The 16,394-nt window shown below is 39.3% G+C and carries 17 protein-coding genes; 16 read left to right on the forward strand and 1 reads right to left on the reverse strand.

Annotation, left to right across the window (positions count from 1 at the left end):
- Nucleotides 1–66: 66 nt before the first annotated feature.
- From ACG3M1_RS03725 to ACG3M1_RS03790, 14 genes are all read left to right on the forward strand, one after another.
- Nucleotides 67–291, forward strand: coding sequence for a hypothetical protein (locus tag ACG3M1_RS03725; protein ID WP_227359320.1), 225 nt, complete (start codon nucleotides 67–69; stop codon nucleotides 289–291).
- A gap of 59 nt (nucleotides 292–350) precedes the next feature.
- Nucleotides 351–947, forward strand: a complete 597-nt coding sequence (locus ACG3M1_RS03730; RefSeq protein WP_005335616.1) for a hypothetical protein — start codon at nucleotides 351–353, stop codon at nucleotides 945–947.
- A 67-nt stretch (nucleotides 948–1,014) separates the two neighbouring features.
- Entirely contained in the window at nucleotides 1,015–1,260 is a 246-nt protein-coding gene (locus ACG3M1_RS03735) for a hypothetical protein (protein ID WP_015530244.1), read from the forward strand.
- Nucleotides 1,233–1,736, forward strand: a complete 504-nt coding sequence (locus ACG3M1_RS03740) for an antirestriction protein ArdA (RefSeq protein WP_040015660.1) — start codon at nucleotides 1,233–1,235, stop codon at nucleotides 1,734–1,736. The genes ACG3M1_RS03735 and ACG3M1_RS03740 overlap by 28 nt, the downstream gene beginning before the upstream one ends.
- Nucleotides 1,737–1,759: 23 nt before the next feature.
- Nucleotides 1,760–2,248, forward strand: a complete 489-nt coding sequence (locus ACG3M1_RS03745; protein WP_005335611.1) for an antirestriction protein ArdA — start codon at nucleotides 1,760–1,762, stop codon at nucleotides 2,246–2,248.
- Nucleotides 2,249–2,362: 114 nt separating this feature from the next.
- Complete coding sequence (locus ACG3M1_RS03750) at nucleotides 2,363–2,752, forward strand: conjugal transfer protein (RefSeq protein WP_021865983.1); 390 nt, start codon at nucleotides 2,363–2,365, stop codon at nucleotides 2,750–2,752.
- Nucleotides 2,739–5,189, forward strand: a complete 2,451-nt coding sequence (locus tag ACG3M1_RS03755) for an ATP-binding protein (protein WP_009203308.1) — start codon at nucleotides 2,739–2,741, stop codon at nucleotides 5,187–5,189. Before ACG3M1_RS03750 ends, ACG3M1_RS03755 begins: the two co-directional genes overlap by 14 nt.
- 5 nt (nucleotides 5,190–5,194) lie before the next feature.
- Nucleotides 5,195–7,324 (forward strand): CD3337/EF1877 family mobilome membrane protein, encoded by a 2,130-nt coding sequence (locus ACG3M1_RS03760; protein WP_040344134.1) that lies wholly within the window; start codon nucleotides 5,195–5,197, stop codon nucleotides 7,322–7,324.
- The gene (locus ACG3M1_RS03765; protein WP_009203310.1) at nucleotides 7,321–8,325 is read left to right on the forward strand and encodes a lysozyme family protein; all 1,005 of its coding nucleotides are present in this window, start codon (nucleotides 7,321–7,323) and stop codon (nucleotides 8,323–8,325) included. The genes ACG3M1_RS03760 and ACG3M1_RS03765 overlap by 4 nt, the downstream gene beginning before the upstream one ends.
- A gap of 14 nt (nucleotides 8,326–8,339) precedes the next feature.
- Nucleotides 8,340–9,245, forward strand: a complete 906-nt coding sequence (locus ACG3M1_RS03770) for a conjugal transfer protein (protein ID WP_005335602.1) — start codon at nucleotides 8,340–8,342, stop codon at nucleotides 9,243–9,245.
- A gap of 125 nt (nucleotides 9,246–9,370) precedes the next feature.
- Nucleotides 9,371–10,318 carry a helix-turn-helix domain-containing protein gene (locus ACG3M1_RS03775; protein WP_008788620.1) on the forward strand — a complete coding sequence of 316 codons (948 nt, stop codon included), beginning with the start codon at nucleotides 9,371–9,373 and terminating at the stop codon, nucleotides 10,316–10,318.
- 132 nt (nucleotides 10,319–10,450) lie between these two features.
- Nucleotides 10,451–12,265 (forward strand): ABC transporter ATP-binding protein, encoded by a 1,815-nt coding sequence (locus tag ACG3M1_RS03780; RefSeq protein WP_005335600.1) that lies wholly within the window; start codon nucleotides 10,451–10,453, stop codon nucleotides 12,263–12,265.
- A 5-nt stretch (nucleotides 12,266–12,270) separates the two neighbouring features.
- Nucleotides 12,271–14,004 (forward strand): ABC transporter ATP-binding protein, encoded by a 1,734-nt coding sequence (locus ACG3M1_RS03785; protein WP_005335599.1) that lies wholly within the window; start codon nucleotides 12,271–12,273, stop codon nucleotides 14,002–14,004.
- Nucleotides 14,005–14,042: 38 nt separating this feature from the next.
- On the forward strand, nucleotides 14,043–14,426 hold the full coding sequence (locus tag ACG3M1_RS03790; RefSeq protein ID WP_005335597.1) for a metal-dependent transcriptional regulator: 384 nt from the start codon (nucleotides 14,043–14,045) through the stop codon (nucleotides 14,424–14,426).
- On the opposite strand, the gene ACG3M1_RS03795 is transcribed toward ACG3M1_RS03790, so the two are convergent.
- Entirely contained in the window at nucleotides 14,423–14,779 is a 357-nt protein-coding gene (locus ACG3M1_RS03795; RefSeq protein ID WP_005335595.1) for a helix-turn-helix domain-containing protein, read from the reverse strand. The genes ACG3M1_RS03790 and ACG3M1_RS03795 overlap by 4 nt on opposite strands.
- A gap of 581 nt (nucleotides 14,780–15,360) precedes the next feature.
- Here ACG3M1_RS03795 and ACG3M1_RS03800 point away from each other — a divergent pair.
- Nucleotides 15,361–15,777, forward strand: coding sequence for a sigma-70 family RNA polymerase sigma factor (locus ACG3M1_RS03800; RefSeq protein WP_005335591.1), 417 nt, complete (start codon nucleotides 15,361–15,363; stop codon nucleotides 15,775–15,777).
- Nucleotides 15,778–15,779: 2 nt separating this feature from the next.
- Complete coding sequence (locus tag ACG3M1_RS03805) at nucleotides 15,780–16,016, forward strand: helix-turn-helix domain-containing protein (RefSeq protein WP_005335589.1); 237 nt, start codon at nucleotides 15,780–15,782, stop codon at nucleotides 16,014–16,016.
- Nucleotides 16,017–16,394 lie beyond the last annotated feature (378 nt).

Genomic DNA, 16,394 nt, shown 5'->3' on the forward strand with positions numbered 1-16,394 from the left:
GAACGCGGAGTGCGGTGAAAGTCGCACGCTCCGTGTGAATGGGGGGAAAAGTTTGAGATATTTATAATATCAGGAACTTACCTATCCATATACAACTGGTTTTTATCTAACGCACAGAGTTTGGTACTCATGGCGATTGCGGTTATCGGCGTATATCTCGGATTCAAGCGTGAGTTTTCTAAACTGATTGGATTCTTGGTGATTGCCTTAATCGCTGTCGGCTTGGTATTCAATTCTTCTGGCGTAAAAGACGTACTGTTGCAGTTATTCAATAAGATTATCGGGGCGTAAATTGTATTTCTTGTGTAAAAGTAGTATAATTTAAGCAGAATTTGAAAGGAGTGTTTTGTGTGAAAGAAAGTACAAAAGCCTATTTAGTAGATATTTATAACAGTATTCCTAAAAAAACAAAGGCTACTTGCTTAAAATTTTACTATCAATATCACAATGTTAATGTCAATGTATATTTTGACGCATTTGATAATCAAAGTGTAGTATTGAGCATTGTTCTTTCCGCTAAAAAGAAATATTATTATACGCCTTTAAATATTTTGAATACTGGTATGATAACAGAGTATTTGAGTGAAATTCCTCCTCAAATACTTGAAAAGATTTTAGTTGACAATCATTTAGATGATTTCTATGAAAATATGGAAAAACATCTTTTAGAGGATAAACCACATTTTAATTACTATAATGAGGACACATACTTTGTCAACACTATAAAATATGCTAAAAGTAAATTGGATTTACCTTTCTGGTGGTATCTTCGTAAAGTACCTATGTCGGATGATACTCTATATAAATTAAATGCTAGAGCAGATATTACATTTGATATATTAAGAAAAATACAGCAAGAAGGATATACTTTAGTCAGAACACCAGACCCAGAAAAGCGAAAAGAACTTACTTTAATTTTGAAACAAATAGGAATCAAATTATCATAGACAAAGAGCAGTTAATTCTTTTGAGTTAGCTGCTTTTTCTATGCAAATTTTAAGATTGGAGGACAACATGAAAACAGATATATTTGAGGATATGAAAGAGCGTGTCGGCTGTGAAAATATTTCCGACCTTCCCTACCGCAAACGTATGGTGTGGGAAATCATCAAGCAGCACTCACCACTTGATTATCCAAAAGAACAGTTAGAAAAGTTTTCTCATTATGTATTCGGTGTAGATTATGCTGTTATAATGGGAATACTGGATATGATGAAAGGAAGTGACAGACCATGCAGGAAATGCGAATCTACCTGTTAAACAATACAAAACCGTATCGTGAGGGTGACGAAGAATATTCCGGTGCTTGGTTCAACTGCCCTGTGGACTTTGAGGAAGTCCGAGAAAAAATCGGCGTAGAACATGAAGAACAGATTGAGATTGCAGACTATGAGCTGCCCTTTGACTTACACAGTGATATGCCACTTTGGGAAATCAACGCCAACTGCCGCATGGTGCTGGAATTGGAGGGTACGCCTATCGGCAATGAAATGAAAGCCATTCAGCAGAAATGGTTTTCCAGCTTCGAGGAATTTATCGACCACAAGGACGAGATACGCTACTATGATGTGGGTGACGGTGCAGCTCTGGCAGAATACCTTATCCGTGAAGAATATGTTTTTGGTGAGATTCCTCACGAACTATTGAAACATATCGACTATCACTCCTATGGTAGTGAGCTGGAAATGGACGACAGATACTTATTTACCACAAGCGGCGTATTCCGCTATCAGTAAAGGGGTGATGTGGTATCGAAGAAATGCGAATCTATATCGCCAATCTTGGGAAATACAACGAGGGTGAGCTTGTGGGTGCGTGGTTTACGCCGCCCGTTGATTATGACGAGATGGCAGAACGTATCGGCTTGAATGACAGATACGAAGAATACGCAATCCATGATTATGAGCTACCCTTTGAGATTGACGAGTACACACCCATTGAGGAAGTCAACCGCCTGTGTGAAATGGTGGAGGACTTACCAGAAGACATACAGGACGAATTATCGGAACTGCTAGGCTATTACAGCAGCTTGGAAGATTTGTGCGAACATGCAGACGATATTATCCATTATCCCGATTGTGACGATATGACAGACGTTGCCTATTACTTCATAGATGAATGTCAAAGTCTGGGTGAGATACCAGACAGAATCCGCAGTTACATAGACTATGAAGCCTACGGGCGTGACCTTGATTTAGAGGGGCGTTTTGTCGTCACTAATCATGGCGTGTTTGAATGTCCGTATTAACAATTACAACTGAATTTTTTTATCTGCCAGTGAAATGACACTGGTTATTTTTTTGCAGCAGCCTTGAAACATAGGCTGCTGTTTCCATTTTAGAACAGAAAGGAGCTGTGAAAATTGAAGAAAATCAAAAGCTATACAAGCATATGGAGCGTGGAAAAAGTCATTTATGCAATCAACGATTTTCAACTCCCGTTCCCGCTCACATTCAGTCAGATGGCTTGGTTCGTGGTGTCGCTGTTTGTGGTGATTCTCTTTGGGGAGCTACCGCCCTTTAACATGATTGACGGTGCATTTCTCAAATACTTTGGAATCCCTGTGGCGTTCACTTGGTTTGTATCGCAAAAGACCTTTGACGGAAAAAAGCCTTTTGGATTCCTAAAATCCTGTGTGAGCTTTTTCCTCCGACCAAAAGTGACCTATGCAGGAAAAGCTATCAAACTGAAAAATCAGAAATTCAATACAAGCGTGACCGCAGTTAGGAGTGTGATGTATGTTCCCGATTAAGTACATAGAAAACAATCTGGTGTTCAACCATGACGGTGAGTGCTTTGCCTACTATGAGCTGACACCTTACAATTATTCGTTCCTGTCACCAGAAGAAAAATACATGGTGCATGACAACTTCCGTCAGCTTATCGCCCAGAACCGTGACGGAAAAATCCATGCCCTACAGATTGCCACAGAGGACAGCCTGCGTGCAGTACAGGAGCGTTCCAAAAAGGGAATCACAGGCAGATTAAAAGAGATTGCCTGTAAAAAGGTAGATGAACAGACAGAAGCGTTGGTTGAAATGATTGGTGAAAATCAGATTGACTACCGCTTTTTTCTTGGCTTCAAGCTGCTGGTAAATGAGGAAGAAATCAGCTTCAAGGGTATGCGAAAATCAGCAGCTATGACCTTTGCGGATTTTATCTATGAAGTCAATCACAAGCTGATGGGTGACTTCGTTTCCATGAGTAATGATGAAATCAACCGTTTCCTAAAGATGGAAAAACTCTTGGAAAGCAAAATCTCACGTCGCTTTCAGTTCCGCAGACTAGATAAGAACGACTTCGGCTACCTCTTGGAACATATCTACGGGAATACCGGCGTTGCCTACAGTGATTACAGTTATGACCTCCCGATAAAAAAGTCAAAGCGTGAAACACTGGTGAAGCGATATGACCTTATCCGTCCGACACGCTGCATGATTGAAGAAAACCAGCGATACCTAAAGATTGAGCGTGAAGATCAGACAACTTTTGTTGCCTACTTCACGATTAACAATATCGTGGGTGAGCTGGATTTTCCGTCAAGCGAGATATTTTATTATCAGCAACAGCAATTCACGTTCCCCGTTTCCACTTCTATGAATGTTGAAATCGTTACCAACAAAAAGGCTCTGACGACTGTTAGGAACAAAAAGAAAGAGCTGAAAGACTTGGATAATCATGCTTGGGAATCCAACAACGAAACGGGAAGTAACGTCATGGACGCTCTGGATTCGGTGAATGAACTGGAAACAAATTTAGACCAGTCCAAAGAATCCATGTATAAATTATCCTACGTTATCCGTGTGGCGGCTGATACTCTGGAAGAATTGAAACGCCGCTGTGATGAAGTCAAAGATTTCTATGATGATTTGAATGTCAAGCTGGTTCGCCCATTCGGTGATATGTTGGGGTTGCATGGTGAGTTTATCCCGTCCAGCAAAAGATATATCAATGATTATATCCAATACGTCACTTCGGACTTTCTCGCCGGACTTGGCTTCGGTGCAACACAGCAGCTTGGGGAAACGGACGGTATCTATATCGGCTATAACCTTGATACAGGAAAGAACGTCTATCTAAAACCTAGCCTTGCAGCACAGGGCGTAAAAGGTTCTGTGACAAATGCTCTTGCGGCTGCTTTTCTCGGTTCGCTCGGTGGTGGGAAGTCTTTCTGTAACAACCTTATCATCTATTATGCGGTGCTGTTTGGAGGAAAAGCGGTCATTGTAGACCCAAAATCAGAGCGTGGCAACTGGCAGGAAACGCTACCCGACATTGCACAGGAAATCAAGATAGTTAATCTCACCAGTGAGGACAAAAACAGAGGACTTCTTGACCCGTATGTGATTATGAAGCGAACAAAGGACGCTGAAAGTCTGGCAATCGACATTCTGACATTCCTTACAGGTATTTCGTCCCGTGACGGTGAGAAGTTCCCTGTATTAAGGCGTGCAATCCGTTCCGTGACACAGAGCAAAAAACGAGGACTGCTCCGTGTCATTGATAAATTAAGGAAAGACGGTTCTCCTGTGGCAGAAAATATCGCAGACCATATCGAGAGCATGACCGATTATGACTTTGCACACCTTTTATTCTCGGACGGTGATGTGGAGCAGTCCATCAGTTTAGACAGGCAGCTCAACATCATACAGGTGGCAGACCTTGTGTTGCCGGATAAGGACACGAAGTTTGAAGAATACACCACAATGGAATTATTGTCCGTGGCTATGCTGATTGTCATTAGTACCTTTGCCCTTGATTTTATTCATTCCGACAGGAGCATTTTTAAGATGGTGGACTTGGACGAGGCGTGGACGTTCCTACAGGTGGCACAGGGGAAAGCATTGTCTAACAAGCTGATTCGTGCTGGACGCTCCATGAACGCTGCTGTTTACTTTGTTACACAAAACTCTGGTGATGTGGACGATGAAAAGATGAAGAACAATATCGGCTTAAAGTTTGCGTTCCGTTCTACAGACATAAAGGAAATCAAGAATACTCTTGAATTTTTCGGTGTGGATAAGGAGGACGAGGGCAACCAGAAACGACTTAGGGATTTGGAAAACGGACAATGCCTGTTTCAAGATTTGTATGGGCGTGTGGGCGTTATCCAGATTCACCCTGTATTCTCTGACCTGTTCCATGCCTTTGATACCAGACCGCCAGTGCAGACGGAAGAAATGAGGTGAAGCCTATGGACAAGAGAAAAATAGTCCGTTATCTGCTTATCACGCTTTCGGTGATTCTCGGTGTGCTGGTATTTTTATCTATCACGGGTACGGTAGCTCATGCGGCTGGTCTGGTAGACAATACGGTGAGTGACGCTAACACCTATTCCAAATATCCGCTGGAAAACTACCAGCTTGATTTCTATGTGGATTCAAGTTGGGATTGGCTGCCGTGGAACTGGCTTGACGGTATCGGCAAAAGTATTCAGTACGGACTATATGCCATCACAAACTTTGTCTGGACGGTGAGCTTATACATTTCCAATGCGACAGGTTATGTGGTACAGGAAGCCTACAAGCTGGACTTTATCTCTGATACTGCAAGTTCTATCGGAAAGAACATTCAGACATTAGCTGGTGTGACTTCCAATGGCTTTTCCAGTGAGGGATTTTATGTAGGATTCCTGCTTATCCTCATTCTGGTAATGGGAATCTATGTGGCATACACAGGACTGTTAAAAAGAGAAACCACAAAAGCCATTCATGCGGTTATCAACTTTCTTGTGGTATTTATCCTGTCAGCGTCCTTTATTGCCTATGCCCCAAACTATATCAGCAAAATCAATGACTTTTCCGCAGATATAAGCAGCTCGGCATTATCGCTCGGTACAAAAATCGTGCTGCCCGATTCCAACAGCAAAGGAAAAGACAGCGTAGATTTAATAAGAGACAGCCTGTTTTCCATACAGGTGAAACAACCGTGGCTGCTTTTACAGTACGGGGAATCGGATATAGAAACGCTCGGCTCTGACCGTGTGGAAAGCCTGTTATCGGCAAACCCAGACACAGACGACAGAGAGGATGTTGTGATTGAAGAAATCGAAGATAAGGACAACGCTTATTTGAGCGTCACAAAGACCATGACCCGTTTAGGTATGGTGGTGTTCCTGTTTATCTTCAATATCGGAATCTCGGCGTTTGTTTTTCTGCTTACGGGCATGATGATTTTCTCGCAGGTGTTATTTATCATCTACGCCATGTTTCTGCCGATTAGTTTTGTTTTGTCCATGATACCGACCTATGAAGGCATGGCAAAAAAGGCTCTTACGAAGCTGTTCAATACCGTTATGATGAGAGCTGGAATCACACTGATTATTACCACAGCGTTTAGTATCTCGACTATGTTTTACTCCATTTCCTCCGGCTATCCGTTTTTCATGGTGGCATTTCTACAGATAGTCACCTTTGCCGGAATCTATTTTAAATTAGGTGACTTGATGACAATGTTCAGCCTGCAATCCTCCGATACACAGCAAGTCAGCAGACGAATCATGCGACACCCGTATATGTTCCTCAACCGCAGGGCAAGACGCTTGGAGCGTAAAATCGGTAGGACAATGGCGGCTGGTGCTGCTGGTGGTGTAGCTGGTGCTGCGGCGGCTTCTGCTTCTACAAAAAAGGCAGACAATACCAAACAGACAGGTAATACGCATACCAGAGCAAATCACAATACTTCTGCTTCTTCCAGTGGAGGTAACAGCAAGCCGCCAGCTCTGCCGGATTCCAAATCACAGAAGCCGTTTGCATTGCCGGATAAGAAAAGTCAGACGGATTCCTCACAGACCGTACATAGTTCACAAAGCAATACACAGGAATCACAGTCTACCTCAAAGCGTGGAATTGTGGATAAAAAATCGGTATCGAAACAGCCGCAGTCAGACAAAAAGAATCCGCAGCGTCCGATTGTGGATAAGGAGCGACAAAGCAACGGATCAGCGACAAAGAGAGCTGCCCCGGTGCATGAGCGACCAGCCACAACGCCTGTTCCTGTAAAATCGGATTCACAGGCGGCAGCTTTAAAGCCGGAGCAGAATGTCAAAGAGCGTCCTGTCACAGTGACAAAGGAGCAGCCGCAATCAAGCAAGAGTAAAGAGCCTGTGACAAAATCACAGGAGAATGTAAGAACACAGGTTGTCAGAGAATCCCGTCCGGCAGATAAACAGGCTTCATCAGCAGTAAATAAACATTCACAAGCTACCACAGATATTTCAAGGCAAACGGTACAACGTCAGAAGCAGACAAAGACGGTTCAGAAAAAGACCACAAATCAATCAACAATGAAGAAATCTACAAGTAAGAAAGGCGGCAAGAAATGAAGTTAAGGCATTTTGCTGTGTTCGGTGGGATTTTCACAGTGATTATCTGTCTGCTTCTGTTTCTGTTTATCGTGACCTCAGATGATGAAGAAAGTGGTTCTTCCAGTCTTGATTTTTCTGGACTGAACCTATCAGCGGAAGTATTGAAACATCAGTCTACGGTAGAAAAGTATGCAAAGGAATACAGAATCTCTGACTATGTGAACTATCTGCTTGCGATTATGCAGGTGGAATCCGGCGGCACTGGCACGACAGACGTTATGCAAGCCAGTGAATCTTTAGGATTACCGCTTAACTCCCTATCCGTGGAGGATTCCATCAAACAGGGGTGTAAATACTTCTCGGAGCTTTTGAAATCCGCAGAAGCAAAAGACTGTGACATCAACACAGTGGTACAGTCCTATAACTATGGTGGCGGCTTCATTGATTATGTATCAAAACACGGAAAGAAGTACACCTTTGAGCTGGCGGTCAGCTTCGCAAAAGGTAAATCCGGCGGTGTCAAAGTCACCTATAAGAATGACATTTCCATAAAAGAAAATGGCGGCTGGCGTTACAAGTACGGGAATATGTTCTATGTGAAATTAGTCAGTCAGTATTTGGCTGTGCCTAGTCTCAGTGACGCTACCGCACAGGCAATCTTCAATGAAGCGTTGAAGTATCAAGGCTGGAAATATGTGTATGGCGGCAGCAATCCCAACACTAGCTTTGACTGTTCTGGTCTTACGTCTTGGTGCTATGGAAAAGCTGGTATCAGCTTACCTCGTACCGCACAGGCACAGTATGACGCTGCACAGCACATACCGCTGTCACAGGCAAAGGCTGGTGACTTGGTGTTCTTCCATTCAACCTATAACGCTGGAACATACGTCACTCATGTAGGAATCTATGCTGGAAACAACAGAATGTATCATGCTGGCGACCCTATCGGATATGCAGATTTAACAAGCTCGTACTGGCAGCAACACTTGATTGGTGCCGGACGGGTGAAAACCAATTAGAAAGGAATGGTGCTATGCTATTTAAGAAAAAGGATAAGGAATCAAAACCAAAAAAGGAAAAGAAAGTGCCTGTGATGAAAGTTGGCACGCATAAAAAAACCGTGATTGCCTTATGGCTGGTGTTGATTGCCAGTATCAGCTTTGGGGTGTATAAGAATTTCACCGCCATTGATATGCACACGGTACATGAGAAAGAAGTCATTGAGCAGCGTATTGTTGATACCAACAAGATAGAGAATTTCGTCAAGGCATTTGCGAAGTCCTACTATTCTTGGAGCAACACGCAGGAATCCATTGAGAAAAGAACCACAGCCATTAACCAGTACCTTACAAAGAGCTTGCAGGATTTGAATGTTGATACTGTCTGTATGGACATACCTACAAGCTCTACGGTAACGGACGTTAAGATTTGGGAGGTTGAAGCGACTGGAACGGACGACTTTACCGTTGTCTACTCGGTAGATCAAACGGTAACAGAGGGAGAGACTTCTATCGGTTACACTTCCGCTTACATGGTGGTAGTTCATGTAGATGGTGACGGAAATCTGGTTATTACACAGAATCCGACCATCAGCAGCATACCAACAAAATCCGGCTATGAACCAAAAGTCAAGGAATCGGACGGAACGGTGGACGCTGCCACTACAGAGGAAGTGACAGAGTTTTTGGAAACATTCTTTAAGCTGTACCCTACCGCAACGGAAAAAGAGCTTGCCTACTATGTATCGGGGAATGTGCTTGAACCTGTCAACTGTGACTATATGTTCTCGGAGCTGGTAAATCCTATCTTTATACAAGATGGAGAACAAGTGAAAGTATCGGTATCGGTAAAGTATCTCGACCAGAGGACAAAAGCAACGCAAATTTCACAGTTTGACTTAACGCTGGAAAAAGATAGTAACTGGAAGATTGTAAAATAACATGAAGAAAAGCGTGCATTTTCACATAAATCGGATTTGCACGCTTATGTTTTTATTGTTTTGGGATAAAAAATACAGTATGATAATAGTTAGATGTTGCTAATCGACATATGGAGGTACATAATGTGAGTTCTACATTTAATAAAGACTGGTACAGTGATAAGGCAAAAATTATCAAGCAAGATGAAAATTTTATGATTATAGATTATGGGTGTCAAGGGAAAGGAATTGTTACAAGTTACACGCTTTTTGATGGTATTCAACTCTCTTTTTTGGACTTTGATACAGACATAAGTATGCCTTCTCAAAAATTCAATCCTAATATTATTTCAATTACACATTGTCGCTCTGGACGCTATGAATGTGAGTATGCCAATCATACAGTTTCGTATTTACCAGAGGGATATTTTAGTGTGACTGGAACACAACATTTACCAGTTTCTTTCTCGTTTCCATTAAAAAAATATTATGGACTTAGCCTTGTGATTGATAAACAATCCTTATCAGAAGAAATCAAAAAAATGATGGAAACTATTCCGCTTAACCTTGATAAAATTGGTTCAACATTAGGGATTGAGAATAATGGATATTTAAGTTCCACTCCACCTAAATTACATCATTTATTTTCTGAATTATATGAAGCACTTAACATAGAACAATTAGGATATTTCAAAATTAAAGCAATTGAATTACTTTACCATATAGACCAGCTAACTAAAAATCATGGCTGTGATTTCAAATATTATGATAAACGTCAGATTCAAGCTACTAAAGAAATTCAAACATATATGATAACTCATTTAGATGAACGAGTATCGTTAGAACAACTCGCCTTTCGGAATCAAATTAACTTATCACTGTTTCATAAAATTTTTTTACAGATATATGGTGACACACCATATTCATATTTAAAGAAATATAAGATGAATATTGCAGCACATTGGCTTTTAAATGAAAATATGAAAATTGGAGATATAGCGGTAAGTCTTGGATATAATAATGCTAGTAAATTTGCAATAGCATTTCAATCTGTTTATGGTATTTTACCGAAAGATTACAGAAAACAAAAATAACACTTTTGGGCTATTTTTACCCAAATATACTAGAGATGGAGTAGAAGAAAAATAGTATTTCCTTTAGAATACGTGGTGTGGTTAGATTAAGCTAACCCACCACGTATTTTATATTTAAGGAGGATTCGTACTATGGCAAACAAAAAGCCAAAACAAAACAAACCCAAAACGGGTTTAGCACGATGTTTAGAATTAGCTTCCAATAAGAAAGGATTAGTATTTTTATCGGCTATACTTTCCTCGTTAGCGGCTATAGCGTCGTTTGTTCCGTATATTGCGGTATATTTTATTATTAGTTCCATTTTAAAAGTCTATCCTAATTTAGAATTGCTGGATATGAGCAAGGTTATGAATTATGGCTGGATAGCTTTAGCTGGTATTATTGCTAATATACTATTATATTTTTTAGCAATTTTCAGTTCTCATATGGCAGCATTTGGAACACTTTATGAATTAAAACTTCACTTCGCAGAACATATTACCAAAATTCCTTTAGGTTATCACTTAACCATAGGTAGTGGTCGTTTAAGAAAAATAATGGATGAAAACATTGAGAGCATTGAGGGTTTCATTGCACATCAATTTCCAGATTTTGTTGCTTCTGTAACTGCGCCTATTGTTATGGTTATTATTCTACTGGCTATTGATTGGCGATTTGGTATTGCTTCATTAGTTGGAATTGTGCTTGCTTTTGTCGTACAATTCAGTGGATTTGGTAGCGGAGCAATGAAAGAAAACATGGGAAAATATCAGATCGCATTGGAAGATATGAACAATGCTTCTGTAGAATATGTTCGTGGTATGCCTGTTGTGAAAGCATTTAATCAAACAGCTTCTTCATTTGCTCGTTTAGAACATGCTATTAAAGAATACACAGAATGGGTTCTAAAGTTCTCTCTAGGTTGGCAAAATTATATGCCAGCGTTTACTACCATCATTAACAATATATATTTGGTTATCGTTCCTGTAGGTATTTTGTTAGGAGCTAATGCACAAGATTATAAGAGCTTTACTATGACATTTATATTTTACTTGCTTTTTGTTCCGGCAATCGCTGGTATTTTAAACAAAATAATGTATATCTCTGAATCATTTATGCAAATTGACGGAAATGTAGCAAGAATGGACGAAATTTTCAATATACCTGTTCTACCACAAACTACCAGTCCTAAAAAAACTCAAAAAGATGATGTTGTGTTTGATAATGTTAGCTTTACATATACAGGAAAAAAAGAAGAAATGGCTATTGAAAATGTATCTTTTAAAGCCAATCAAGGACAAATAACAGCTATTGTTGGCTTATCTGGTGGTGGAAAAAGTACAATTGCAAATTTAATTTCACGCTTTTGGGACGTTACAGAGGGAAGTGTAAAAATCGGCGGTGTTGATATAAGAGATATTTCAGAAAAAGACTTAATGAATCATGTTAGCTTTGTATTTCAAGATATTTTCTTATTCAAGCAGAGTATTTTAGATAATATTCGCATGGGAAATCCAAACGCTACAGAAGAACAAGTCATTGAAGCCGCGAAAGCTGCACAATGCCATGAATTTATTTCAAAACTTCCTAATGGCTACAAAACTGTATTTGGAACAAAAGGTATTCATCTTTCTGGCGGTGAGCGTCAACGTATCGCTATTGCTAGAGCTATTATCAAAGATTCCCCTATTATTGTTCTTGATGAAGCAACTGCATTTAGCGACCCAGAAAATGAGTATTTAATTCAAAAAGCATTCGAGAAACTTATGCAGAATAAAACAGTTATTATTATTGCTCACCGTTTATCTACGATTCGTAATGCTGACAAAATTATTGTTATGGAAAAAGGTCATCTAGTTGAAGAAGGTAAACATAATGAATTAGTTGCTGCTGGTGGACGTTATTCGCAAATGTGGAACCATTACACAGAAGCGGTTGATTGGAAAATCAGCGGAAAGGCGGTGTAATAAAGATGAAAAAACTAAAAGAGTTTCTTTTTCTATCAGATAAAGGTTATAAAGATTTAAAAAAAGCTATTGTTGCTTGTACGATAACAAATCTAGCCTTAATGCTACCGTTTTGTGTTACAGTAATGTTATTTAATGAATTACTGAACCCGTATGTAGGAAAGCAAATTGCATGGAATCATATATGGTTGCTTTGGGGAATTGGAGTTGTTTCTGCTGTTTTGGTGTTTTTAGCAGCAAGAAATGATTATAGAAAGACATACATTGCGTCTTATCAAGAATCAAATAAAACAAGACTTAATATTGCAGAGCATTTAAGAAAATTACCAATGAGTTTCTTCAATACAAAGGATTTGTCAGAATTGACAACTAACATGATGTCTGATTGTAGCAGCATGGAATCAATGTTAAGTAGTACAATTCCACCTCTCATTGCAAATGGTATTACTGTTACTCTTACTTGTATTTTACTTGCTTTCTTTGATTGGCGTTTAGCGTTATGTATGTATATTACGCTGCCAGTTGCATTTTTGATAATTTGGTTAAGTAAGAACTATCAGAAAAAATTATTTGAACGACAAGTACAAGCAAAGCTAGACGCTTCTAGTCAAGTACAAGAATACCTTGAGGGAATGAAAATTATTAAATCATGTAATTTAAGTGGTTCTCACTTTTCTGCTCTTAACAAAGCATTATTATCTATGAAAAAGATTGCTGTGAAAGTAGAAATGATTTGTGGCGTATTTATGTCGAGTGCAAGCATGATTTTGCAAGCCGGAATTGGTATTGTCATTTTTGTTGGAACAATGTTGTTAGTTAAAGGTGAAATAGAACTGCTCCCATTACTAATGTTCTTTTTGATGGTTACTCGTATATATGGACCAATTCTTGCGATTCTTTCACAATTAACTACATTACTAAATCTTAATGTTGTTACAGAAAGAATGCGTACTCTTTTAAGTACATCTGTAATGCAAGGAAATGATAAAGAAATTGAAAATTGTGATATAGAGTTGGAACATGTTACATTCAGATATAATACAAAAGATGTCATTAAAGATGTGACTTGTAAAATTCCACAAGGAAGTATCACCGCATTGGTAGGTTCATCTGGAAGCGGGAAAAGTACAATTTCAAAATTGATTGCAAGATTTTGGGATATACAGAAAGGTACAATTCGTGTTGGTGGTAAAGATATACGAACAATGGAGCCAGAAAGTCTTATGCGAAAAATGGCTTTTGTATTTCAAGACGTAACATTATTTAATGATACTGTTTTTAACAATATCAGTATTGGAAACCCTAACGCCACAGAGGAAGAAGTTATGGCGGCTGCTAAAGCTGCATACTGTGATGAATTTGTGCGTAATATGCCAGACGGTTATCAAACTGTTTTAGGTGAAAATGGTAGTACATTATCTGGTGGTGAAAGACAAAGAATATCTATTGCACGTGCTTTATTAAAAAATGCTTCAATTATTTTTTTAGATGAAGCAACTGCTTCTCTTGACCCGGAGAACGAAGTTTTAGTGCAAAAGGCTATAGCTCAATTGGTTGAAAACAAAACAGTAATTATGATTGCTCACCGTTTAAGAACAGTTGTAGACGCAGACCAAATATTAGTATTAGATGATGGCAAATTAGTTGAATATGGCACACATAATGAATTGATGAAGAAAAAAGGTGTATATCAAAAATTGTATCATATTCAGCAAGAAAGTCTTGGGTGGACAATTTAAAAACTGATTGAATCAAATATTTAAGAGGTGATAATAATGTGACATTGGGAAAGTCATTAGAAGATTATTTAGAAACAATACTTATACTTAAAATCAAAAAAGGCATGGTTCGCTCTATTGATGTGGCTGATTATATGGGATTTTCAAAGCCTCGTGTAAGTCATGCAGTAAAGCAACTTAAAACACAAGGATTCCTACTAATGGATAATAATGGTCAATTGCTTTTAACAGACAGTAGGCAGGCTATGGCTGAGAAAATTTATGAGCGACATTGCTTTTTTACAAAATATCTTACAGAAATGGGTGTAGACCCAAAACTAGCAGAATCAGACGCTTGCAAACTGGAACACGTAATCAGTGACGAGTGTTTTCAAAAATTAAAAGAATCAACTCGTATAGGGAGTGAAAAAGAGGAAGTTTAATCTTCCTCCACTTCCCTAGATTTAATAATTCCGTCAGCGACACTTTCCATGATAACTAAATCTTTATCAGACAGGTTATCAAGCTGCTTTTCTAACTGTATTCTTCTGGTGCTTTTCGCCAGATCAGAAGCAGGAAGAAAAAAAGCGTCTACTGATACATTCAATAAATGAACAATGTCATAAAGCACTTGTAAACTTGGGTGATGCCCCTTATTTTCAATATTTGTCAGATAACGTGGGTCAATCTCAATCATTGCTCCCACTTGTTCACGGGTTAGACCCTGTTTCATACGAGCTTCTTTGATGGCAAGACCAAAAGCTCTGAAATCGTACTTATCTTCTTTTTTACGCATATGTAATCACCTCAATACATTTTACTGTTCCTGTTGATTTTCTAACAGGTATAGAAAAACGTGTTATATGGTTTGTCAGTTCCTAGTGTGTTAAAAGAACAAAATTACTGTTATACGGTAAATAAAAAAAACCGTTATCGGCAGTAACCTTTTTGCTTATCCAAAAATATTTCTGATTTGATGGCGGTCAAGATAAAGCCGCCGTTTTTCTTTTTCCTCAATTCGGTGGATAAATCATATAAGGTTTTTTTGTTTTGCGGCTCTAGGAGGTAGCCGCATTGAAAGAATCTCATAATCGACATTTTATGACATACCCTTTATTGTCAAAAAAACTGAAATTACCATAGCAGGACAATACACCCTTGAATGTGGTTTTTTACATCATATAACAGGTACAAATGATAAAGCACAAGAACGCTATACAGCCTTTTCTCTTGTGCTTTTTTCGTGCGTAAAAATATTTTTCAAGTTCATTTCTGAAAACGCAACAAATAGCTGCTGCGTGGGTAGCTACTGTGCGGAAAGGGGGATAGAGGGAAAACACCCTCATCTACTCTCACGCAGAAAGGAGGTGAATCAGCATGAAGTCATCTTCTTTCCAACAGGCTATTCAAGCACAGTTTGATTGCCTTACAAAGAAAGTCATTAAAAGAGCAGCAATGAAGTATAACCGTGATATTTCAAGACGCTTGAAACATGAAGTTCCGTTTTCTGAAATTTCAGATTTGGAATTGAACAAAGCAGGCGTTTATGACAAGTATTCCAGCGATTATACAGCGTTCAATGTTCTTGGCATGGAAGTACAAGTATCTGACGACCAGTTAAGCAAAGCACTCAAATGTTTGCCAGAGAGAAAACGCAATATCATTTTGTTGTCATACTTTATGGATATGTCTGACGCAGAAATCGGAGAGCTTATGAACGTGGTACGCACTACTGTTTACCGTCACAGGACAAGCACTCTGGAAGAATTACGAAAAATGATGGAGGAGGAATAAGCATGGACAAAGACCAAAAACATATACCGTTTGCTGTGATTGTGGCGGCTACGAATGGTGATGAAACTGCAATACAGGAAATCTTGGATTTCTATGACGGGTACATATCAAAGTTGAGCTTACGCAAATTGTATGACGAATACGGTAACGTCTACATGGTAGTGGATTCTGAATTAAAAGGCAGAATACAGGCAGCAGTCATGGATATGATTGCAAACTTTGAGATAGTCGTAATCTAATCATTCAGACGGGCGGAGCATTTTCCCCTTTCCTCTGCTCCGCTTGTCAATCTATGAAAGTCCATTATCTAGGTAGTGGATTTTCATAGACTGGCAAATACAGTCGGTAGTTCTTTGACAACTGAATAAAGCAGTCAGATACGTTTGATATGCAGCGAGCCAGCGGAAATTGTACGCCATGACCTAAAAAAGCGAGCGATTCATGCAATGATCCGAGAGCGACTTGTGGAATGGTCGTTCTGCCATGACCTGTATATCTGAATAATGATACACTCGCATGGTGCGGTTCTGCTCATAGGAATGAGAATGGTGAAAGTCCAGTGGAGCTTCCAAAGCCATCTGACTGCTTCGGAAACACACAGTAAAGGAGGTGCATAA

The sequence above is a fragment of the Clostridium sp. 10cd* genome, from assembly GCF_044336395.1.
Classification (GTDB): domain Bacteria; phylum Bacillota_I; class Bacilli_A; order Erysipelotrichales; family Erysipelotrichaceae; genus Clostridium_AQ; species Clostridium_AQ innocuum.

Coding starts and splice junctions, on each gene's coding strand:
- ACG3M1_RS03735 (WP_015530244.1), top strand. CDS start 1,015: ATGAAAACAGATATATTTGAGGATATGAAAGAGCGTGTCGGCTGTGAA.
- ACG3M1_RS03740 (WP_040015660.1), top strand. CDS start 1,233: ATGCAGGAAATGCGAATCTACCTGTTAAACAATACAAAACCGTATCGT.
- ACG3M1_RS03745 (WP_005335611.1), top strand. CDS start 1,760: ATGCGAATCTATATCGCCAATCTTGGGAAATACAACGAGGGTGAGCTT.
- ACG3M1_RS03755 (WP_009203308.1), top strand. CDS start 2,739: ATGTTCCCGATTAAGTACATAGAAAACAATCTGGTGTTCAACCATGAC.
- ACG3M1_RS03760 (WP_040344134.1), top strand. CDS start 5,195: ATGGACAAGAGAAAAATAGTCCGTTATCTGCTTATCACGCTTTCGGTG.
- ACG3M1_RS03765 (WP_009203310.1), top strand. CDS start 7,321: ATGAAGTTAAGGCATTTTGCTGTGTTCGGTGGGATTTTCACAGTGATT.
- ACG3M1_RS03770 (WP_005335602.1), top strand. CDS start 8,340: ATGCTATTTAAGAAAAAGGATAAGGAATCAAAACCAAAAAAGGAAAAG.
- ACG3M1_RS03780 (WP_005335600.1), top strand. CDS start 10,451: ATGGCAAACAAAAAGCCAAAACAAAACAAACCCAAAACGGGTTTAGCA.
- ACG3M1_RS03785 (WP_005335599.1), top strand. CDS start 12,271: ATGAAAAAACTAAAAGAGTTTCTTTTTCTATCAGATAAAGGTTATAAA.
- ACG3M1_RS03795 (WP_005335595.1), bottom strand. CDS start 14,779: ATGCGTAAAAAAGAAGATAAGTACGATTTCAGAGCTTTTGGTCTTGCC.
- ACG3M1_RS03800 (WP_005335591.1), top strand. CDS start 15,361: ATGAAGTCATCTTCTTTCCAACAGGCTATTCAAGCACAGTTTGATTGC.
- ACG3M1_RS03805 (WP_005335589.1), top strand. CDS start 15,780: ATGGACAAAGACCAAAAACATATACCGTTTGCTGTGATTGTGGCGGCT.